Below are 21,173 nucleotides of genomic sequence, written 5' to 3'. Positions count from 1 at the left end.
CTTAGCACCGATAGGGAGCGAGCCATGCCCATCGAAACGGGAAAAGACACTTCCAAAACCCGCCGCAGCCTTCAGGCCGCCGGGAAATCCTACGCCTATTACTCGATTCCGGCCGCGACCGAAGCCGGTCTGGGTGATTTTTCGAAACTGCCGGCCTCGCTGAAGGTGGTGCTGGAGAACCTGCTGCGTTTCGAAGATGGCGGCAAGACCGTTTCGGTCGAGGACATCAAAGCATTCGCGGAATGGGCCAAGCTTGGCGGCCAGAACCCGCGCGAGATCGCCTATCGCCCCGCCCGCGTGCTGATGCAGGACTTCACCGGCGTTCCGGCCGTGGTCGATCTGGCTGCAATGCGTGACGGTATCAAGGCGCTTGGCGGCGATCCACAAAAGATCAACCCGCTCAACCCCGTCGATCTGGTCATCGACCACTCTGTCATGATCGACGAATTCGGCACGCCGCGCGCCTTCGAGCGCAACGTCGAGCTGGAATACGAGCGCAACATGGAGCGTTACACTTTCCTCAAATGGGGTCAGAACGCCTTCAACAACTTCCGCGTGGTTCCGCCCGGTACCGGCATCTGCCATCAGGTGAACCTCGAATATCTGGCGCAGACCGTCTGGACCGACAAAGACCAGAACGGTGAGGAAGTCGCCTATCCCGACACGCTGGTCGGCACCGACAGCCACACCACCATGGTCAACGGCCTCGCCGTTCTGGGCTGGGGCGTCGGCGGGATCGAGGCCGAGGCCGCGATGCTGGGTCAGCCGGTGTCGATGCTGATCCCCGAAGTCGTCGGCTTCAAGATCACCGGCGCGCTGAAAGAAGGCGTGACCGCGACCGACCTCGTGCTCAAGGTCGTGCAGATGCTGCGCAAACACGGCGTGGTCGGCAAATTCGTCGAATTCTACGGCGAAGGCCTCGACCACATGCCGCTGGCCGACCGTGCCACGATCGCCAACATGGCGCCCGAATATGGCGCGACCTGCGGCTTCTTCCCGATCGACAACGAGACCCTTCGCTATCTGCGCCAGACCGGCCGCGAGGAAGACCGTATCGCACTGGTCGAAGCCTATGCCAAGGAAAACGGCTTCTGGCGCGGTGCCGATTACGCTCCGGTCTATTCCTCGACGCTGGAGCTTGATCAGGGCGATGTCGTCCCCGCGATCTCGGGCCCGAAACGTCCGCAGGACCACGTTCCGCTGACCAATTCGGCTGAAGAGTTCCGCAAATATATCTGCGGCACCCGCGAGCTGCCCGAGCCGACCGAAAAGGCCGAGCGTCGCTGGAAGGAAGAAGGCGGCGCCCCTGCTCCCGACTACCTGCCCGGCCACCACGACGGCTACAAGGCCGGCAATGTCGACGGCTATGACTACAAGCTGCATGACGGCTCGATCGTGATCGCCTCGATCACGTCCTGCACCAATACCTCGAACCCCTATGTGCTGATGGCCGCGGGTCTGGTCGCCCGCAAGGCGCGCGCCCTTGGCCTGACCCGCAAGCCTTGGGTCAAGACCTCGCTCGCACCCGGCTCGCAGGTTGTGGCGGAATATCTGGAGGCCGCAAACCTTCAGGAAGATCTGGACGCGCTCGGCTTCAACCTTGTCGGTTTCGGCTGCACGACCTGTATCGGCAACTCCGGCCCGCTGGAGCCCGCCATTTCGAAGTCGATCAACGACAATGATCTGGTCGCGGTCTCGGTGCTGTCGGGCAACCGCAACTTCGAGGGCCGCATCAGTCCCGATGTGCGCGCGAACTATCTGGCCTCGCCGCCGCTGGTTGTCGCTTACGCGATTGCAGGCGATATGAACATCGACCTGACGACCGAGCCGCTTGGCTATTCCAACGAAGGCAAGCCGGTCTTCCTGAAAGACATCTGGCCGTCCTCGAAAGAAGTCGCGGAACTCGTCGACACCATCGTCACCCGCGAGATGTTCCAGTCGAAATACGCCGATGTCTTCAAAGGCGACGAGCGTTGGCAGGCCGTCAAGGTCACCGACAGCGAGACCTATGACTGGCCGGCCGGTTCGACCTATATCCAGAACCCGCCCTATTTCCGCGGCATGTCGAAAGACCCGGGCGAGATCCACAATATCGACGGCGCACGCGTTCTCGCGCTGCTCGGCGATATGATCACGACCGACCACATCTCGCCGGCGGGTTCGTTCAAGCCGACCACGCCCGCGGGTGTCTATCTGACCGAGCATCAGGTCGCGCCGAAGGACTTCAACAGCTACGGCTCGCGCCGCGGCAACCATGAAGTCATGATGCGCGGCACCTTCGCCAACATCCGCATCAAGAACGAGATGCTGGACGGGGTCGAGGGCGGCTATTCCAAAGGCCCGAACGGCGAACAGATGGCGATCTATGATGCGGCCATGGCCTATGAAGCAGCGGGCATCCCGCTCGTGGTCATCGGCGGTATCGAATACGGCGCAGGCTCCTCGCGCGACTGGGCGGCGAAGGGCACGAACCTGCTCGGCGTCAAAGCCGTCATCGCCGAAAGCTTCGAGCGCATCCACCGCTCGAACCTCGTCGGCATGGGTGTCGTTCCCTTCGAGTTCACCAATGGCGACAACCGCAAAACGCTGGGCCTGAAGGGTGACGAAGTCATCTCGATCGACGGTCTGGCAGGCGACTTCAAACCGCTGTCGCTGGTCGATTGCACGATCAAATATGCCGATGGCCACACGCGCACCATCAAGCTGAAAGCCCGCGTCGATACCGAGGTCGAGATCGAATATCTCGAAAACGGCGGCGTGCTGCATTACGTGCTGCGCAATCTCGCCAAAGCCTGACCGGCGCCAAACAGATCCGGAAAGCCCCGCAAAAGCGGGGCTTTTTTTATTGGCCAAGAGGCCTGCCACCTGGGGCGCGACCTGATGCTCCGCCGGATCGATATTCCCGCGGGTCGCTACCGCAGGAAGCGCGATCCATTGACTTTTGCCCCGTCCCTTCCCGCAATCATGCCCGCGACCACCACCCTGCGGACCAGAAAAGCTGGCAGGCCCCGCAGGAGCCGTCTCGATTATAATTCCCGCTGCACACAAAGACTGAATGTCAGGGAAGCTTCGGACACACTGCGATGTCGGGCCTAGGCTCAGGACTCGTTCTGGATCACAGCCGGAACAAGACGGTTGCTGCGAGCATGATCGTCTTGTGCTTGGCCCTCTTGGCTGCAACGCCAACCATGATCCGAGCGAAGACCCCGTGTTCGTGGCTTCTCTTGAGCCGGTGGTGTTCAGCCACTCACCTCCAGCGCTTCCTGCGGCTATAGAGGACCTTGGCAGGCCCCTATTCCCTTAGCGCGTCACACCACCGCAAGCCATTGCGATTGATGAATGTTATCCCGCTGGGGACGCGGCGATCATCGACGCGGGGCCTGCCAAAACCCTTTGGAAAGAACGGCTTCAGGCGCTCCATTTGGGCATCCGTCAGCCAGTAAAGATTGCTCATTGATCAGGTCTCCCACCGGAGCCTGAATCGCGCCAAAAACCGGAAATCAGCGCCGATCTCGCCTAACAGGCCGACAGGGATCCGAGCGAAGCGGAAGTACAACCCGGGACGATCGCCAATTCAGCCTCAGCGGTTCCGGCCTCCCTGTACAAGCATTCCTCCCCCAAGGCCGACCAAGATGGCTCCCACAAAAAGGTCGATCCGGCGTTTCATACGTTGATACCCGCGCTGCAATGCGGGCGTTGCAAAGAGGATCGCCAAAAGGCTATGCCAAATCCCCGACAGGACCGTCAGACCTGTCACGGCTGCCAAATGATAGTGCAGTGTAGGCTGCAAAGGCGCGCTCAGGGCGAATGCGCTACCAAAAAAGGCCAGTGCCTTGGGATTTGTGGCGCTGGCGATGAAGCCTTTTGCAGGCGCAGATTTTCGAGAAAGGCTGATGCGTGCAGGGGCAGTCTGGCCAAACAGGCTGCTTCGTATCATGCCGAGCCCCAGCCAAAGCAGATAGATGCCCGCTCCCAGCCGGATTGCCGCCTGCGCCCAGACGACCGAGGCCAGTATCGCGCCCAATCCCATCACCGTTAAGGACGACCACATAAAAGTGGCAGCGGCCACGCCCAGAGCCACGCGCACTCCCTCCGCGCGGCCGTGATCGGCCGCGGTCGAGGCAATCAGCAGAAAAACCGGTCCGGGGCTGCAACATGCCAGAAGAAAGATCCCGCCAAGGGCGAGCAGACTTTGCGCAATGGTCATCGTGGTGCTCCTCCGCATGGAGAGGCTAACAGCGCTTCTCGGCCAGTCAACGACCGCCCCGAGAGCGAGCCTGCATCCATCCTTGTTCGCGGCCCGCCCTATGGCCACCCCCGAGGGGTGTCCTGCTCCCCTTCAAAGCCGCTCTCCGGCTGCTTCATGGCAAGGCGCAAAGCCCCCAACCCGCACAGTGGTGCAGCGGGCGCAGAAATCACGATCAGGGCGCGGTTTGAGCCGGAGGCTCCCCGGCCGCAGGCGGCAAAGGGGCGGCTCCGACCGGTGTTGCGGCATCGGGAGCGGCGGCCTCGACCGGCGGGGGTAGCGTTGTGGCCCAGACCGCGCTATCCGCCGGATCCTCGCCGGGCGCGAGGCCGAGCGGCATATCCTCTTCACGCGCGACATAGGGCTCGGGCGCGGCCAAAGGCTCGGCTGCGGTGGTGTCGGTGCCGGTCCCGTCGGCGCAATACCACAGCGCCCCGCCGGTTGCCGCAGCACCGACCAGAACCGCACCCACCGCCACGGGCGAGGAGGCAAGCCCCGCCGCAGCGGCCCCCGCCCCTTCGATCTTTCCCGCCATCGGGCCGGTCGCGGCGCTCAGGATCGCGGCACCCGGCCGTTGGGTCACAGCTTCGTAGCCAGCATTGGCTGCCGCGCGGCCCTCCTGCAGGGCGGCGGCTTTCGCGCCGTTCACACGGTGGCAGAAGGTCTTGCCGCAGACCGCGTTGGCCTTGCGCGGCCCTTTCTGCGCGCCGACGAAGGTATCGCTGGACTGGTCCCAAAGCAGACAATAGCTGCCGTCGTCGACCATCTCGTTGCGGCGCAGGATCTCGCGCAGGGTGACATAGCCCGGACACGTGACCTTGCCGAAACGCGCGAACCGCGATTCCATCTTGCCGACATTGGCGCGGTAGGCCTCGTCGCGCACATAATTGACCGAGATCCTCTCGCCCGAGAGCGAGGTGTCGCAGCTCCACAGACGCTCGTCTTCGGATTGCGCAAAGCCGGGTCCGGCAGAGGCCAGCCCCATCACCAGAAACGCCGTCACCAATCGCATGCCCGCCTCCGTCGTCCAATCGAGAACAAACTATGCCAATCCCCCACCGCGCGCCATCTTACAAGGCGCACCCGCGCGAAGTCGCGCCGGATTGATGTCGCGTGAGCCACGCCTCGCAGGCGGCGCAGAGGACTGCGTGGCGGGCAGCGCGGCGACGGGCGGGTCAGGCGCCGGAAACGCAAAAGGCCGCCCCCGAAGGAGCGGCCCGATCTTGCAACCAATCCGGAAGGATTAGTTCTGAGCGTAGAATTCGACGACCAGGTTCGGTTCCATGACCACGGCGTAGGGGACATCGCCCAGAGCCGGGGTGCGCACGAAGGTCGCGGTCATTTTGTTGTGGTCGACTTCGACATAGTCCGGAACGTCACGCTCTGCGAGAGCGACGGCTTCCAGGACGATGGCGAGCTGGCGCGATTTCTCGCGGACCGAGATGATGTCGCCTTCTTTGACGCGGTAGGACGCGATGTTCACGCGCTTGCCGTTCACTTCGACATGGCCGTGGTTCACGAACTGGCGTGCGGCAAAGATGGTCGGAACGAATTTCGCACGGTAAACGATGGCGTCGAGGCGGCGCTCGAGCAGACCGATCAGGTTTTCACCGGTGTCGCCCTTGACGCGCTCAGCTTCCGAGTAGATGCGGCGGAATTGCTTCTCGGTCAGGTCGCCGTAGTAACCTTTGAGTTTCTGCTTCGCACGCAGCTGGGTACCGAAGTCCGACAGCTTGTTCTTGCGGCGCTGGCCGTGCTGGCCCGGGCCGTATTCGCGGCGGTTGACCGGCGATTTCGCGCGGCCCCAGATGTTTTCGCCCATGCGGCGATCGAGTTTGTACTTGGCAGCTGTGCGTTTGGTCACGGCTGATCTCCTTCACAAATGTTGCTTTGACGGCGGTTCCGGGACCGGTAGCATTCCCCCGGGCCGTCCAAGCATTCGAAGGGCGTTGTCCTCTGGCTTGCGCCCGACAGGAATCCCCTTGCGGGGGCCACCAACACCAATGAAAACGCGCTTATAGCCGCGTCCGGCCCCGAGTCAAGCAGGCTTGTCGCATCGAGGCCCCCTCGTCGCCGGCAAGCGGGGTGCGCAGGCAAAGCATCACGCGACCGCCATATCAGGCACCGACACCGCCCGCAAATCGGACGCACCGCGACAGGCAACAGGGCGTGCACGCCCCCCCCCCTGCGCGTTGCCTATTTGATATCGGGGCATTACTCGGTGATTTTTCTGCGATTCGCTTACCTTTTGTTTAGCAATTCAATCTAACCTTCATTTGGTTGACGAAATCTGACAAGCGGGCAAATCTTTGTTGTTTTCCGGCAGGGAATCACCTTCGCTCCGAAAGGAATCACTATGCGCCTGACCCTTGCAGCGCTCGGCATTGCTTTCGGCGCCCATACCGGCTTCGCGGCCCCGCCCGCATGGGACGACACACCGCGGATCGCCGTCGTCTCCGCCTTTGAGCCCGAATGGCAGGCCATTCGCGCGGCGGTCGTGGCCTCGGGAAGCACCAATGTGAACGGAACGGAATTCGTGACCGGCACTTTGGCGGGCAAGGATGTGGTTCTTTATATGTCGGGCGTCTCGATGGTGAATGCCGCGATGACGACCCAGCTCGCGCTCGACCGCTACAACATTTCCTCGGTGGTCTTCACCGGCATCGCGGGCAGCGCCGATCCCGCGCTCCATATCGGCGATGTCGTGGTGCCCGAACGCTGGGGCCAGTATTTCGAGGTGATCGCCGCCCGCGACCGCGACGGGCACCTGACCATCCCGCGCTATTTTTCCTCGACCCACACCAATTTCGGCGTTTTCGTGCCGCGTGATGTCGATGTGATCTCCGCGGTTCCCGATGCGCCCGAAACCAAATTCTGGTTCGATGTCGACCCGTCCCTTTTCGAGATCGCAAAGGGCGCGGTTCTTGATGTCGAGCTGAACAATTGCAGCAAGGGCAAGGCTTGCCTGACCCATATTCCGCAGGTGCATGTCGGCGGGAACGGCGTGTCGTCCTCGGTCTTCGTCGATAATGCCGCGATGCGCGAATGGGCCTTTACCAACTATCAGGCCGAAGTGCTCGATATGGAAAGCGCGGCGGTGGCGCAGGTCGCCTGGAGCAACCAGATCCCCTTTATCGCCTTCCGCTCGGTCTCGGATCTTGCAGGCGGCGGCGCGGGGCAAAACGAGATGGGGACCTTCATGGATCTCGCCTCAGAGAACTCGGTCCGCGTCGTCAGCCGTTTCATCGAAGCCATGCCCCGATCCGGCACGCAGGCGCCGGCCAGCGCTGCACCCGCTCCGGTCGCGCCTGTCGCCGCCAATCCCTGACAGCCGCGCCGGAACCCGACTGTGCAAGGGCCGTTACAGGCCCCCTGCCCGCCTCGCCGCCTCCGACTTCGGGCTTTCCCCTTCTCGGGGCTTGAGTGCCCCAGTCCGAGGCCCTATCTTCAAAGGCACGAAAGGCGGTTTCCCATGTTTTCCATTCCCGGCAAGTCCCCCGTCACCATCACCCCCGCGGCAGAGCGCCAGATCGCCAAGCTCATGGCGGGCAAATCGGCCGTCGGGCTGCGCATCGGCCTGAAGAAGGGCGGTTGTGCGGGTATGGAATATACGATGGAGATGGCAGAGGCCCCCAACAGCGCCGACGAGGTCGTCGAACAGGGCGATGCCCGCGTGCTGATCGCGCCGACCGCGCAGATGTTCCTTTTCGGGACGGAAATCGACTATGAAACCGGCCTGCTCGAATCCGGCTTCAAGTTCCGCAACCCGAATGTGACCGAATCTTGCGGCTGCGGCGAATCGATCCGCTTCGAGCCTTTGGCCGGTGTTCCCACCGCATCCTGAGCCCCGCTTCGGCCCCTTTCCGCCATGTTGGCGCAAACAGACGAAACCATAGTCTGAAACCGGCGCGCGGCGCTTGAACGGCTGGCGCGAACCTCCTAATCCCTGATGAAAATCAGTCATGAGGGATGGATATGGCTCCGCGCAAACTGGCCGCCGGCAATTGGAAGATGAACGGGACTTTGGCCTCGCTGGCCGAGATCGACCAGCTTCTGGCCGACCACCCCGCCCCCGCCTGCGACGTGCTGATCTGCCCCCCTGCCGTTCTGGTCCATGCGATGGCGCAGCGGGCCGATGGCTCGAAACTGATGGTCGGAGGGCAGGATTGCCATGCCAAGACCTCGGGCGCGCATACCGGCGATATTGCGGCCGTCGAGCTGAAGGATGTCGGTGCAAGCCATGTCATCCTCGGCCATTCCGAGCGCCGCGCCGATCACGGCGAGAGCGATGCGGATGTCGAGGCGAAAGCCCAGGCCGCCCATGCGGCGGGCCTCGTCGCGGTGATCTGCGTCGGCGAGACCGAGGCGCAGCGCGATGCCGGCCAGACGCTCGATCTGATCGCAAGCCAGCTTGCCGGTTCGGTTCCCGCAGGCGCAAATGCGCAGAACACCGTCATCGCCTACGAGCCGGTCTGGGCGATCGGCACCGGCCGCACCCCCACCAACGAGCAGATCGCCGAGGTCCATGCCCTGATGCGCGACAAGCTTTCCGCACGTTTCGCGGATGGCGCCGATTTCTCGCTGCTCTATGGCGGCTCGGTCAAACCCTCGAATGCGGCCGAGATTTTCGCCATTGCCCATGTCGACGGCGCTCTGGTCGGGGGCGCGAGCCTCAAGGCTGCCGACTTCGGCGGCATTATTTCGGCGCTCGCTGCGTAGAATAATCTTTCAAATCAACGCAAATTTCCGCAATCCGGAACGCCATTCCCGCTTTTAACGCAAAGTAGGGATGGTGTTTCGGATATTGCCTATAGAGTCCTCTTGCAAAAGTTGACCGTGCAAGCGTAGCTCTGCGCTCATTGACAGGGTTTTGTGATGACCGAGGCTGCGGGCCGGGCTGATCCGGCGATCTCTTTCCAAGGCGTGAGCCGCCGCTATCCGCAAAAAGGCGGTGGCGGCGATGTGACGGCGCTTGACGATGTCTGGCTGGATGTGCCGCAAGGCGGCATCACCGGCATTATCGGGCGCTCCGGCGCGGGCAAATCGACGCTTTTGCGCATGGTGAACGGGCTTGAACGTCCTTCGTCGGGCAAGGTCATCGTGAACGGCCGCGATGTCGGTGCGGCCGAAGGGGCCGAGCTGCGGGCGATCCGCCGCGAAGTCGGGATGATCTTCCAGCATTTCAACCTGCTCGCCTCGCGCACGGTTCGCGACAATATCGCGCTGCCGCTGGAGATCGCGGGCGCGCCGCAAAGCGGCATCCGCGCCCGAGTCGATGATCTGGTCGAGCTCGTGGGCCTTGGCGCGCAAGCCAACCGCTATCCGGCAGAGCTTTCGGGCGGCCAGAAGCAGCGCGTCGGCATTGCCCGTGCGCTCGCCACCAATCCGCGCGTGCTGCTGTCGGACGAGGCGACCTCGGCGCTCGATCCCGACACCACGCGTCAGGTTCTGGAGCTGCTGCAAAGCATCAACAAGGAGCTGGGCCTGACCATCCTGCTCATCACCCACGAAATGGCGGTGGTGCGCGATATCTGCAGCCATGTCGCGGTGATCGAGGCGGGCCGGATCGTCGAGGCCGGCGAGACCTACGGCGTCTTCTCGCATCCCAAACATCCGACGACGCGCTCCTTCCTGACCGGCGTCACCGGCGTCGCCGTGCCGAGCTTTGTCGCCAACCAGATGCAGCCCGCACCGCAAGGCGCGGCCTCGCAGGCCGTGGTCCAGATCACCTTCATCGGCGATCACGCCACCGATCCGATGCTGTCGCGCCTTGCCGTCGAATGCGGGATCGAGACCAACATCCTTGCCGGCGCCATCGAAGAGATCGGCACCAATCCTTTCGGCAGCCTCATCGTCTCGCTGCCCGCCGCACGGACGACCGAGGCGCAGGGCTTTCTCAATGACCATGGCATGATGACCGAGGTACTTGGCTATGTCGGCTAATCTGATCAACCTGCTCTGGGTCTCGACGCTGCAAACGCTTTATATGGTCGCGCTTTCGACCATCATCGGCACGCTGATCGGCGGGCCTTTGGGGATCTTTCTCGCGACCTCGAAAAAGGGCGAGCTGTTTTCCGCGCCGCTGGTCAACCGCGTGCTCGGGCTGGCCGTGAATGCCGCGCGCTCGACGCCCTTCATCATTCTGGTTGTCGCGATCATTCCGCTGACCCGTTTCATCGTCGGGACCTCGATCGGTACCAATGCCGCGATCGTGCCGCTGACGATTGCCGCCGCCCCCTTCATCGCACGTCTGGTCGAAGCCTCGATCCGCGAAGTCGACAGCGGCCTGATCGAGGCCGCGCGCTCGATGGGGGCAACGCCTGCCCAGATCGTGCGCAAGGTTCTGGTCGCAGAGGCCATGCCGGGCATCGTTTTGGGCCTCACCTTGGCCGTGGTCAGCCTGATCGGTTATTCGGCCATGGTCGGCGCAGTCGGCGGCAAGGGATTGGGCGATCTCGGGATCCGCTACGGCTACCAGCGCTTCATGCCCGAGGTGATGCTGGCCGTCGTCGTGATCCTGATCGTCATGGTCCAGCTGGTGCAATCGGCCGGTGAATGGATCGCCGCCCGTTTCGACAAACGCGCGCCCCGCAATCAGGGCCGCTGACAGAGTTTTTCATAGGAGAGAGCACATGAAAAAGCTTCGCTTCACTGCTATGACCGCTGCAATCGCACTGGTCGCTGGTATGGCTTCGGCCGAAGACATCAAGGTTGGTGTCTCGGTCGGCGAACATGCCGAGATCATGGAACAGGTGGTTCCGGTCGCCAAGGAAAAGGGCCTGAACATCGATCTGGTCGAGTTCACCGATTACGTCATGCCGAACCAGGCTTTGGCGGATGGCGACCTCAACGCCAACATCTTCCAGCACAAGCCCTATCTCGACCAGCAGATCGCGGATCGCGGCTATGATCTGACCCCGATCGGCCTGACCTTCACCACCCCGATGGGCGCCTATTCGGAAAAGCTGAAATCGCTCGAGGAACTGCCCGAGGCCGGCAAAGTCGCGATCCCGAACGATCCGACCAACGGCGGCCGCGCGCTTTTGCTGCTGGCCGACAAGGGCGTGATCACGCTGAAGGACGGCGTCGGCCTGACGCCGAGCCCGCTGGACGTCGTCGACAACGCCAAAAAGCTCGAATTCCTCGAGCTGGACGCAGCCCAGCTGCCGCGCTCGCTGGCGGATGCGGATGTCGCGATCATCAACACCAACTTCGCGATCGAAGCCGGTCTTGATCCGAACACCGACGCAATCGCGATCGAGAACGCAGAAGGCCCCTATGCCAACCTGATCGTCGTGAAAACCGCCGACAAGGATGCCGAATGGGCCAAGCAGCTCGTGGAAGCCTATCACGACGCGCGCATCAAGACCTTCATCGAAGAGAAATACAAAGGCTCGGTCATCCCGGCTTTCTGATCCTTCACAGGTCGTCCGAATGAAAACGCCCCGCGGTTTGCGGGGCGTTTTGCGTTCGGTGATTATGCCTCGGGCTGCATCGAGCCGGTGCGGCGGAGCCGGTCGTGCCAGCTCAACGCCTCTTCGAGCAGATGCGGAGTATGGCCGCCGCGCGCCACTGCGCGCTCGAAGTAGTCCGAGATCTGTCCGCGCCATTCGGGATGGACGCAATTGGCGATCACAAGCCGCGCACGCTCGCGCGGGGCAAGGCCGCGCAGATCGGCCAGCCCTTGTTCGGTCACCAGAATATCGACGTCATGCTCGGTATGGTCGACATGGCTGACCATCGGCACGACCGAAGAAATCCTGCCGCCCTTGGCCACGGATTTCGTCACGAAAATCGACATGAAGGCATTGCGTGCGAAATCGCCCGAACCGCCGATCCCGTTCATCATCTGCGTGCCCATGACATGGGTCGAGTTGACGTTGCCGTAAATGTCGAATTCGAGCGCGGTATTGATCGCGATGATGCCCAGACGGCGCACGATCTCGGGGTGGTTCGAGATCTCCTGCGGGCGTAGCATCAGGCGCGATTTGTACTCGTCGAGCCGCGGCATGACCGAGGCGCTTTTCGCGGGCGAGAGCGTCATCGACGAGCCCGAGGCAAAGACCATCTTGCCCGCATCGAACAGATCGAAGGTCGAATCCTGCAAGACCTCGGAATACATGGTCAGATCGTGGAAGGGGCTGTCGATCATCCCGTGCAACACGGCATTCGCGATCGTGCCGATCCCCGCCTGAAGCGGCTGGAGCTGGTTGGTCAGACGGCCGGCCGCCACTTCGCTTTTGAAAAACTCGACCAGATGGCCGGCAATCGCGCGGGTCTCTTCGTCGGGTTCGAGAATGTTCGAGGCGCTGTCGTGCTTTTGCGAGATGACGATGGCCGCGATTTTCTCGGGCGGGATCGGGATATAGGGCAGGCCCACACGGCTTTGCGGCGCGACCACCGGCACCGGCATCCGCGCGGGGCGATAGGTCGGGATATAGATGTCGTGCATCCCCTCCAGCGTCAGAGGCTGGCTGGTGTTGATCTCGACGATGACCTTGGGCGCGAGGATCGCGAAACTGGCCGAATTGCCGACCGAGGTCGTCGGAATGATGCCGCCCTGCTCGTTGATCGCGACCGCCTCGATGATCGCTATGTCGACAGCGGGAAGCTGGTGGGTGCGCAGCTGCTCGACGGTTTCCGAGAGGTGCTGGTCGATGAACATGACCTCGCCCGCATTGATCTCGCGGCGCAAGGCGGGGTCGGATTGAAAGGGAATGCGGCGCGAGAGCGCATGGGCCTCGGCCAGGGTCTTGTCGAGATCATTGCCCAGGCTCGCGCCGGTCATCAGCGTCACCTTGAGCGGATCGCGCTTTGCGCGTTCGGCCAAAGCCATCGGCACTGCCTTGGCCTCGCCCGCACGGGTAAAGCCGCTCATGCCCAGAACCATCCCGTCCTTGATCAGCGCGGCAGCCTCGTCGGCGCTGACGACGCGGTCACGCAAGGCGTGGTTTCGGATGCGTGAAAGATAATCCTCGGCCATGGCACTCCTCCGGCTTTTTCAATCCAAAAAATGAATGAATCCTTCCCAATTCTTTCGGCTTACGGCTTTCGGATGAAGGTGACAAATCAAGGCAGTCATGCCCCCAACGCAAAGCGGCAAACAAAAGGGCCTTTAGCGTTGCCGCCAAAGGCCCTTTTCCATTGGAATATCCGCGCCTTCGCAGGGATTTCAGCCCGGTTTGCGTTCCAGAACGAACCGCGTCCCCCAAGGATCGCGCAGATCTTTTTGCACGGCCGCGTCATAAAGCGCGGGGTCGAGCTGCAATGTGACCGAAGCCAGTCCCGCCTCGCCCTCGGGACGGGGGCTGTTGTTCACCCCCCAGGCATTGACCGCGAGATGGTGGTGATAGCCGCCCGAGGCATAAAACATCGAGCCGCCGTCGCCCTGAACGATCTCCATATTCAGGGGGCCGGTGATGAAATCCGTCGCGGCCTCGATCCCGCCGACCTGCATATGGACATGGCCCACCACGGTCTGTTCGGGTGCGCCGCGCCAAACGCCCGCCGCATCATCCGCAACCGCCCGCAGATCGAGCCCGCGCGCGTACATCGCGATACGGCCGTTGCGGCGCGGCCAGAGTTCGCGCGGGGTATCGGCCGTGACCTCGATCCCGTTGCCCTCGGGGTCGCTGAAGTAAAGGGAATCGCTGGCACCGTGATCCTCCGCCGCGCCAAGGCGGTGACCGAGCGCGGTGAAATGGCGCAGGAAGGCGCCCAGATCTCCGCGGCCCGGTACAAGGAAGGCCGTATGGTTGAGGCCCGAACCACCGCGCGAGCGCCTTGCGGCCTTGTCGCCCCGCAGCTCCAGCAGCACCCGACCGCCCGCCCCCAGACGGATCGTCCCGCGATCCGCCGACAGCTCTTCGAGACCCACGACCGAGCGGTAGAAATCGCCCAACTTGTCGAGATCGCGCACGATCAGGGCCACATGGCCCACCACCACCGGTGCGTCGTTCGTTGCCATCAAACCACTCCCTTAGTTACCCTTGGTTACCGCGAAGCGCCCCCCGCCCAGAGCCGCCAGCGCGACCATCACGATCGCCCAGAAGACGGGATATTCCCAACCACCGCCGGGATTGCCGAAGCCGAAGCCGTTGGCGACATGGCCGAACCAAGCCGCGCCCAGCAAAACCAGAGCCATCACCAGCGAAACGGCGCGCGTCGCCACCCCGAGAATAAGGGCAAGGCCGCCGAGGATTTCAACCGTCATGGTCAGATAGCCGAGCGCGCCGGGCAGGCCGAGCGATTGGAAATAGCCCGCAGTCCCCGCCGGCGTGAACACGAAAAGCTTGGTCAGGCCGTGGATCAGGAAAAGCCCGCCGGTCGAGACCCGCAGGATCAGCGCGGCAAGATCGCTCGAATTGGTATCAACAGTCGTATCGGACATGATTTGTGCTCCATTCATCATTGGAGCGAAGATGGCACTTCTGATATCCCTCGATAACGGATATATTGAGCGAAATATTGCCGCCATATTGTGGATAGTCATGGACAGGATCGACCGTATCCGCGCCTTTGTCACCGTTGTCGATGCGGGCTCTTTTACGCAGGCCGCCGCGCGGCTGCGGCTCTCGAACAAGCTGGTGAGCAAATATGTCGCCGCGCTCGAGGCCGATCTCGGGGTGACGCTGCTGCACCGCACCACCCGCGCACTGTCGCTGACCTCTGCCGGAGAGCGCTATCTCGAGGGGGCGCGCCGTTTGCTGCGCAGCTATGACGAACTCGAGGCCGGACTTCACGCCGAAGACAATATGCTGAGCGGCCGGCTGAGGATCACCGCCCCCACCACATTCGGCGAGATGTTCATCACCGAGCTGACCCATGCTTTCGTCGAAAAGTACCCGCGCGTCACCATCGATCTCGACCTGACCGACCGCTATATCGACCTCGCGGCCGAGGGGTTCGATGTCGCGATCCGCATCGGCAATCTGCGCGATTCGAGCCTGATCGGGCGGCGCCTAGGGCGCACCCGCTCTTGGGTCGTGGCCTGCCCCGCCTATCTCGCGGCCAATGGGCAGCCCCAAAGCCCCGCCGATCTGAGAAGCCACCGCGCCATCCGCGACAACAATGACGCCCAGCTCAACCGTGCGGCTTTCATCATCGACGGCGCGCCGGTCAGCGTCGGTCTGCATAGCCGGATCGCTGTGAACAGCGCCGAGGCGGTGCGGCGGCTGGCGCTGGCGGGCGAAGGCATCGCCTTTACGCCGCGCTTTGTGGTCGAGGAGGACGTGGAGGCGGGCCGGCTGATCCGGCTCTTCCCCGAGATCGCGACGACGCCGATGGACATTCAGGCACTGCAGCTGCCCCAACCCTTCCCCGTGCCGCGCGTGAGCGCCTATCTCGACCATCTGCGCGCGGTTTTGCGCCCGCGCCTCAGTCCCGACCAGCCGCCAGAACCGCGCCCGGATTCATGATCCCCAAAGGATCGAGCGCCGCCTTGATCGCGCGCATCGTGGCAAGCCGGACCGGATCGCCCCAACGCGCCAGCTCGCCGACCTTGAGCCGGCCGATCCCGTGCTCCGCCGAAAAGGATCCGCCGCGCGTCACGACCATCTCGTGGACGGTCGCGGACAGACGCGCGCGCTCGCCGTCATAATCCTCGCGCTTGCGGCCGGCGGCGGGAAAGAGGTTGTAATGCAGATTGCCGTCGCCGAGATGGCCGAAACAATGGACCCGCATGTCGCCCTGCGCCGCCAAAGCCGCGCCGGCATCCCTGATGAACCCCGCGATCTCGGACAGAGGCAGGCTGATGTCGTGGCTCGCGATCGCGCCGATCTTGCGGTTCGCCTCGGGCAGGCTTTCGCGCAGGGTCCAGAAATCCGCTGCCTGCGCGCCCGATTGGGCGATGACGCCGTCCAGAACCAGACCGCGCTCCATCGCTTCGACCAGCAGCCCCTCGAGCGCATCCGCCGGATCGAGCCCTTCGGGCAGGCCGACTTCGAGCAGGACCGACCATTGCGCGCGCGGCAGGGGCTGGCGCAGCTCGGGCATGACCTCGGACAAAAAGGCCAGCCCCTGCCCCGAGATCAGCTCGAAGGAGGTCACGCCGCCCGCCAGATGCCCCTCGGCCAAAGCCAGAAGCGAGAGGGCCGCCGCAGGGTCCGGCACCTGCAACATCGCGGTCCCGACACCCGCCGGCGGCACGATCAGGCGCAGCGATGCGGCGGTGATGATACCGAGGCTGCCTTCCGCCCCGATCAGCAGATCGCGCAGATCATAGCCGGTATTGTCTTTGCGCAGCCGCTTGAGATCGCGCAGGATGCTCCCGTCTGGCAAAACCGCCTCGATCCCCAGACACAGCGCCCGTGCCGTGCCGTGGCGCAGCGCGGTCACTCCACCCGCATTGGTCGACAGGCACCCCCCGATCGCGGCGGTGCCCTGCGAGGCCAGAGACAGCGGAAAGACCCGCCCCACCCCTTCGGCCGCCTGCCGCACGCCCGCAAGCGTGACACCGGCCTCGGCGATCAGGACATTCTCCTCGGGCCAGAGCGCGCGCACCGCAACCATGCGCTCGAGCGACAAGACAAGCGGCGCGGGACCGGTCTCCATGACCTGCCCGCCAACCAGACCTGTGCCGCCGCCACGCGGAACGATCCCCACACGCGCCTCGGCGCAGGCCCGCACCACCGCCGCGACCTCCTCGACCGAGCGCGGCGCGGCAACCAGCCCCGCCTGCCCGTGATAGCGCCCGCGCGGCTCGTCGAGATAGCGTTCCTGAACCGGACGCAGAACCCCTTCGGGAAGCCGCGCCGCCAAGCGCCCGTCTGCCGCCTCAAGCATCAACCCGTTCCTCGCTTTGACAGAAATACCTTGGGGGTGCGGGGGCCAGCCCCCGCTTTGTCACAAATCCCGCGCCGCGCCTGCCCCATCCTGCACCTGCCTCAACCGGCATCGGTGCGGCCGCGCCGGTCGCCGCGCAGATTGGAGTAAAGGATGTGGTTGCGCCAGCGCCCGTTGATCTGGAGATAGCTTTGCGCAACGCCTTCATATTTGAAACCGCTCTTTTCCAGGACCCCGCGCGATGCGGCATTCTCGGGCAGGCAGGCCGCCTCGATCCGGCTCAGGTCATGTTCGGTAAAGGCGTGATGGACGACCGCACGGATCGCCTCGCGCATATAGCCGTGCCGCGCGAAGGGCTGGCCGATCCAATAGCCGATCGTCGCACTTTGCGCCGGACCGCGCCGGATATTGTCGAGCGTGATCGCCCCCAGCAAAACCCCGTCATGGCGGACCATGAACAAGGGCACCGAGGTCCGCGCATGGCTGGCGCGCTGCGCCCAATAGACGCGGTTGGTAAAACTCTTGCGCAGAAGATGGTCGGCAGCCCAGGTCGGCTCCCAAGGCGTCAGGAAGGCGCGGCTTTCCTGACGCAGCGCCGTCCAGGCCTGAAAGTCGCCATGCGCCGGAAGACGCAGCACCATCCGCTCGGTTTCAAGGCGAGGCGGACGGCGCCGCCCCAGCATCAGGCGGCCAACCATTCTGCCAATCGGTCACGCTCGGGCGCAGCCGTCACCGGCCCGTAAAGCGCCAGCGCCGGTCGGGCGGCAGCCAAAAGCCGCGCTGCATGGTCGCGCACCTGCGCCACCGTAACCGCATCGATACGCGCCGCGACATCTTCGGCATCGGGAACCTTGCCCCAGATCGCCAGAGACCGCGCCATGCGCTCGGCCTGACCCGAGGGGCTTTCCAGCCCCATCAGCATGCCTGCCTTCATCTGGACCTTGGCACGGTTGACCTCGGCCTCGCTCAGATCCTCGGCGCTGCGCTTGATCTCGTCGATGGTGATGCGCGACAGTTCGGCAACCTGCTCGCCCGAGGTGCCCGCATAGATCGTCACCATGCCGGTATCATCGTGAAAGCCCGATTGCGCGAAGATCGAATAGCACAGGCCACGCTCTTCGCGAACTTTCTGGAACAGGCGCGAGGACATCCCGCCGCCAAGCGCATTCGTCCAGATCTGCGAGGCGAAGTAATCGGGATCGCTATAGCCCGGCCCCTCCAGCGCCAGCGCGAAATGCGCCTGCTCGAGGTCCTTGACGCGGCGCGCTTCGGCACCCTGCCAGCGGGCCGCTTCGCGCGTGACTTTGACCAGTGGCGAGAGCGAGCCGAAAATCCCGCTCACCTGCGCGAGGATCGCGTCGTGATCAACCGCGCCCGCAGCCGCGACGATCATCTGGCCCGGCCCGTAATGCTCGCCGACAAAGCCCGCGAGATCCTCGCGGGTAAAGCTGCTGACCCGTTCCGCCGGACCCAGAATGCTGCGGCCCATCGGCTGGTCGGGATAGGCGGCCTCCTGCAGCCAGTCGAAAATCACATCGTCCGGCGTATCGAGCGACATGCCGATTTCCTGCAAGATCACCCCGCGCTCGAGATCGATCTCGCGCTGGTCGAAGACCGGATTGAGCACGATGTCGGAGATCACGTCCAGCGCCAGCGCGACATCATCCTTGAGAACGCGCGCGTAATAGGCCGTCACATCGCGCGACGTATAGGCGTTGAGATAGCCGCCGACATCCTCGAGCGCCTCCGCGATCTGGAGGGAGCTGCGCTTTTCGGTCCCCTTGAACGCCATATGCTCGAGGAAATGCGCGATGCCGTTCTGCTCGATCCGCTCGTCGCGACCGCCCGCATTCACCCAAAGCCCGACCGAGGCAGAATGCAGCCCCTCCATGCGGTGGGTGACGATACGCAGCCCGTTGGCGAGTGTGGAAATCCGGATATCGTTCACGCGTTGGACCTCCGTTCGCGGATCAGGGCCTTGATGTGTTCGACATCGTTGGGAACGCGGGTGATGCGCTCGGCACGTTCGAAAAGATCGGCCATATGGGGCGGCAGCGGCGGGCGGATGCCGAGGGCATTCTCGACCGCATCGGGGAATTTCGCGGGATGGGCGGTCGAAAGCGACACCATCGGCACGCCATCGCGCAGGTTCTCGCGCGCGACCTTCACCGCCACGGCGGTATGGGGACAGATGATTTCGCCGGTCTCGGCGCGGATGGTGCGGATCATCGCGGTGGTCTCGTCTTCCGAGGCGCGGCCCGAGACATAGATCTCGCGCAGATGCTGCAAGGCGCCCTGACTGATGGTGAAACCGCCGGTTTTCAGTTCTTCCATCAGCTGGCGGATTGCGGCCGCATCGCCGCCATAGGCCAGATACAGCGCGCGCTCGAAGTTCGAGCTGACCTGAATATCCATCGAGGGCGAGATCGAGGGCTCGACCGTGCCGGTCCGGTACTCGCCGCTCAAAAGCGCGCGGTGCAGGATGTCGTTCTGGTTGGTCGCGATCACCAGACGGCCGATCGGCAGCCCCATCGCCTTTGCGATCGAACCTGCGAAAATATCGCCGAAATTGCCGGTGGGCACGGTGAAGTCGATCTCGCGCTGCGGTGCGCCAAGGCTGACGGCGGCGGTGAAATAGTAAACCACCTGCGCCAGAACCCGCGCCCAATTGATCGAGTTGACGCCGGCCAGACCGACCTCGTCACGGAAGGCGTGATCATTGAAGAAATCCTTCAGACGGGCTTGCGCATCGTCGAAATGGCCGTCGATCGCCAGAGCATGGACATTGGCCTCGGCGGGAGTCGACATCTGGCGGCGCTGGACTTCGCTGACGCGGCCATTCGGATAAAGAATGAAGACATCGACGTTCGAGAGGCCCTTGAAAGCCTCGATCGCCGCCGAGCCGGTATCGCCCGAGGTCGCACCGATGATGGTGATGCGTTCGCCGGTCCGCGCCAAAGCGATCTGGAACAGCTGGCCGATCAGCTGCATCGCGAAATCCTTGAAGGCAAGCGTCGGGCCGTGGAACAGTTCAAGCAGGTGATGGCCCGCATCCAGCTGGACAAGCGGCGCACGGGCGACATGGCCGAAATGGCCGTAAGCCTTGTCGATGGCCTGACGCAGCTCGGCATCCGAGAAGCTGTCGCCGACGAAAGGCGCCACGACGCGGCGCGCGACCTCGCCGTAAGGCAGGCCGGAAAGCGCCGCGATTTCGTCGGCGGTAAAGGTCGGGATGGTCTCGGGCAGGTAAAGGCCGCCGTCGCGCGCCAAGCCGGTCATCATCGCCTGATCAAAAGTCAGCGCCGGGGCCTGACCGCGGGTCGAAACGTATTTCATCATCATCCCTAGAATTTACGCTGCCTGATACGCCAGATCAGCCCTACTGTCATTCCTGCCCAAATCACAGCGAGCATGAACCAGGTCGCTGCATATTCGAGGTGATTGTTCGGCACGCCCGAGATCGAAATCGGTATCGGCTGCACGCCTTGGGTATCGCCGCCCACGCGCGAAACAACGACCAGAAGCGGTTCGGTGTCGAGAACCTTCGCCATTGCCGGCACGTCGCGGGCGAACCAGATCCCCTCGTCGAGGTTCGGCTCGGGGGTCGAGCTGTTCTTTTCCTCGGGCCAATGCAGGTTGCCCTGAATGCGCAGATCGACCGGCGGACGCGGGGCATGACGGTCGTCTTGCGGCACGAAACCGCGGTCGATCATGATGCGGCGCCCGTCGGCGGTCTCGAAGCCCGAGATCACCTGATAGCCCCCGCCCAGATCATGGGTGCCCGAGAGGATCAGGATTTCCTCGCCGGTGGTGCGGCCGACAAAATCGACCGGCTCGTATTTCATCTCCGGCGCGAAAGCGGCGGGCAGCGCTTTGGGCGGGCTGTCGATGCGCAGCTGGATCTCGGCCAGCATGGCCTCCTTCCAGGCGAGACGGCGCATTTGCCACGTCCCGAGGCTGATCAGGATCGAAAAGCCGAGAATGCCGATGACGAGGGGAAAGAGATAGCGGCGCATTGAGGTTCTTCCGAAAGGCTGCAGAGAGGATGGCTGGCTCGAAACGTCCCGAGCGCCATCAGCCCGGCGGCGATCCCAAGGGGGTCCGATATCGCGAGGGGATCGTCAAGGGGGTGCGGCCCCGTCCA

At 63.6% G+C, this 21,173-nt stretch carries 19 protein-coding genes and 1 pseudogene; 8 read left to right on the top strand and 12 right to left on the bottom strand.

Going from position 1 to position 21,173, the window contains the following annotated elements:
- Positions 1-24: 24 nt before the first annotated feature.
- On the top strand, positions 25-2,796 hold the full coding sequence (gene acnA, locus ACFFUC_RS04280) for an aconitate hydratase AcnA (RefSeq protein ID WP_377683867.1): 2,772 nt from the start codon (positions 25-27) through the stop codon (positions 2,794-2,796).
- A 331-nt stretch (positions 2,797-3,127) separates the two neighbouring features.
- Here the strand turns inward: acnA and ACFFUC_RS04275 are convergent.
- The 4 genes and pseudogenes from ACFFUC_RS04275 to rpsD form a co-directional block, all read right to left on the bottom strand.
- Positions 3,128-3,454 (bottom strand): annotated as a pseudogene (locus tag ACFFUC_RS04275) (transposase); the annotation flags it as partial.
- Between the two features lie 126 nt (positions 3,455-3,580).
- Positions 3,581-4,207, bottom strand: coding sequence for a LysE family translocator (locus tag ACFFUC_RS04270; RefSeq protein WP_377683865.1), 627 nt, complete (start codon positions 4,205-4,207; stop codon positions 3,581-3,583).
- A 214-nt stretch (positions 4,208-4,421) separates the two neighbouring features.
- The gene (locus ACFFUC_RS04265) at positions 4,422-5,258 is read right to left on the bottom strand and encodes a hypothetical protein (protein WP_377683863.1); all 837 of its coding nucleotides are present in this window, start codon (positions 5,256-5,258) and stop codon (positions 4,422-4,424) included.
- Positions 5,259-5,489: 231 nt separating this feature from the next.
- On the bottom strand, positions 5,490-6,110 hold the full coding sequence (gene rpsD / locus ACFFUC_RS04260; protein ID WP_377683861.1) for a 30S ribosomal protein S4: 621 nt from the start codon (positions 6,108-6,110) through the stop codon (positions 5,490-5,492).
- 492 nt (positions 6,111-6,602) lie between these two features.
- On the opposite strand from rpsD, the gene ACFFUC_RS04255 reads away from it, so the two are divergent.
- From ACFFUC_RS04255 to ACFFUC_RS04230, 6 genes are all read left to right on the top strand, one after another.
- On the top strand, positions 6,603-7,574 hold the full coding sequence (locus ACFFUC_RS04255) for a 5'-methylthioadenosine/S-adenosylhomocysteine nucleosidase (RefSeq protein WP_377683860.1): 972 nt from the start codon (positions 6,603-6,605) through the stop codon (positions 7,572-7,574).
- Between the two features lie 144 nt (positions 7,575-7,718).
- Positions 7,719-8,090: a HesB/IscA family protein gene (locus ACFFUC_RS04250; protein WP_377683858.1), complete on the top strand. Its 372-nt coding sequence runs from the start codon at positions 7,719-7,721 to the stop codon at positions 8,088-8,090.
- 131 nt (positions 8,091-8,221) lie between these two features.
- Positions 8,222-8,965, top strand: a complete 744-nt coding sequence (tpiA, locus tag ACFFUC_RS04245) for a triose-phosphate isomerase (protein ID WP_377683856.1) — start codon at positions 8,222-8,224, stop codon at positions 8,963-8,965.
- A gap of 156 nt (positions 8,966-9,121) precedes the next feature.
- Positions 9,122-10,189 (top strand): methionine ABC transporter ATP-binding protein, encoded by a 1,068-nt coding sequence (locus ACFFUC_RS04240; protein ID WP_377683854.1) that lies wholly within the window; start codon positions 9,122-9,124, stop codon positions 10,187-10,189.
- Entirely contained in the window at positions 10,179-10,853 is a 675-nt protein-coding gene (locus ACFFUC_RS04235) for a methionine ABC transporter permease (protein ID WP_377683851.1), read from the top strand. Before ACFFUC_RS04240 ends, ACFFUC_RS04235 begins: the two co-directional genes overlap by 11 nt.
- 25 nt (positions 10,854-10,878) lie before the next feature.
- A complete protein-coding gene (locus ACFFUC_RS04230) occupies positions 10,879-11,661 on the top strand; it encodes a MetQ/NlpA family ABC transporter substrate-binding protein (protein ID WP_377683849.1) in 783 nt (260 codons plus the stop codon).
- Between the two features lie 62 nt (positions 11,662-11,723).
- Here the strand turns inward: ACFFUC_RS04230 and scpC are convergent, their stop codons facing one another.
- The 3 genes from scpC to ACFFUC_RS04215 form a co-directional block, all read right to left on the bottom strand.
- Positions 11,724-13,229, bottom strand: a complete 1,506-nt coding sequence (gene scpC, locus ACFFUC_RS04225) for a succinyl-CoA:acetate CoA-transferase ScpC (RefSeq protein WP_377683847.1) — start codon at positions 13,227-13,229, stop codon at positions 11,724-11,726.
- Between the two features lie 189 nt (positions 13,230-13,418).
- On the bottom strand, positions 13,419-14,213 hold the full coding sequence (locus tag ACFFUC_RS04220; RefSeq protein WP_377683846.1) for a VOC family protein: 795 nt from the start codon (positions 14,211-14,213) through the stop codon (positions 13,419-13,421).
- Positions 14,214-14,225: 12 nt separating this feature from the next.
- Positions 14,226-14,636, bottom strand: coding sequence for a DoxX family protein (locus ACFFUC_RS04215; protein ID WP_377683844.1), 411 nt, complete (start codon positions 14,634-14,636; stop codon positions 14,226-14,228).
- Between the two features lie 100 nt (positions 14,637-14,736).
- On the opposite strand from ACFFUC_RS04215, the gene ACFFUC_RS04210 reads away from it, so the two are divergent.
- The gene (locus tag ACFFUC_RS04210) at positions 14,737-15,663 is read left to right on the top strand and encodes a LysR family transcriptional regulator (RefSeq protein ID WP_377683842.1); all 927 of its coding nucleotides are present in this window, start codon (positions 14,737-14,739) and stop codon (positions 15,661-15,663) included.
- On the opposite strand, the gene ACFFUC_RS04205 is transcribed toward ACFFUC_RS04210, so the two are convergent.
- The 5 genes from ACFFUC_RS04205 to ACFFUC_RS04185 all read right to left on the bottom strand — a co-directional run bounded on the left by ACFFUC_RS04205 (position 15,623) and on the right by ACFFUC_RS04185 (position 21,045).
- Positions 15,623-17,029 (bottom strand): FAD-binding oxidoreductase, encoded by a 1,407-nt coding sequence (locus tag ACFFUC_RS04205; RefSeq protein WP_377683841.1) that lies wholly within the window; start codon positions 17,027-17,029, stop codon positions 15,623-15,625. The two genes, ACFFUC_RS04210 and ACFFUC_RS04205, sit on opposite strands and share 41 nt — an antisense overlap.
- A gap of 101 nt (positions 17,030-17,130) precedes the next feature.
- Positions 17,131-17,712: a GNAT family N-acetyltransferase gene (locus tag ACFFUC_RS04200; RefSeq protein ID WP_377684154.1), complete on the bottom strand. Its 582-nt coding sequence runs from the start codon at positions 17,710-17,712 to the stop codon at positions 17,131-17,133.
- Positions 17,712-18,977: a M16 family metallopeptidase gene (locus ACFFUC_RS04195; RefSeq protein ID WP_377683840.1), complete on the bottom strand. Its 1,266-nt coding sequence runs from the start codon at positions 18,975-18,977 to the stop codon at positions 17,712-17,714. The genes ACFFUC_RS04200 and ACFFUC_RS04195 overlap by 1 nt, the downstream gene beginning before the upstream one ends.
- Complete coding sequence (thrC, locus tag ACFFUC_RS04190; RefSeq protein ID WP_377683838.1) at positions 18,974-20,365, bottom strand: threonine synthase; 1,392 nt, start codon at positions 20,363-20,365, stop codon at positions 18,974-18,976. The genes ACFFUC_RS04195 and thrC overlap by 4 nt, the downstream gene beginning before the upstream one ends.
- Before the next feature lie 8 nt (positions 20,366-20,373).
- Positions 20,374-21,045 (bottom strand): SURF1 family protein, encoded by a 672-nt coding sequence (locus ACFFUC_RS04185; RefSeq protein ID WP_377683836.1) that lies wholly within the window; start codon positions 21,043-21,045, stop codon positions 20,374-20,376.
- Positions 21,046-21,173 lie beyond the last annotated feature (128 nt).

Origin of the sequence: Paracoccus cavernae (assembly GCF_042430175.1) — a bacterium.
Classification (GTDB): domain Bacteria; phylum Pseudomonadota; class Alphaproteobacteria; order Rhodobacterales; family Rhodobacteraceae; genus Paracoccus; species Paracoccus cavernae.
Note: the sequence above shows the minus strand (reverse complement) of the source record. Positions and strands in the feature narration are given on the sequence as shown.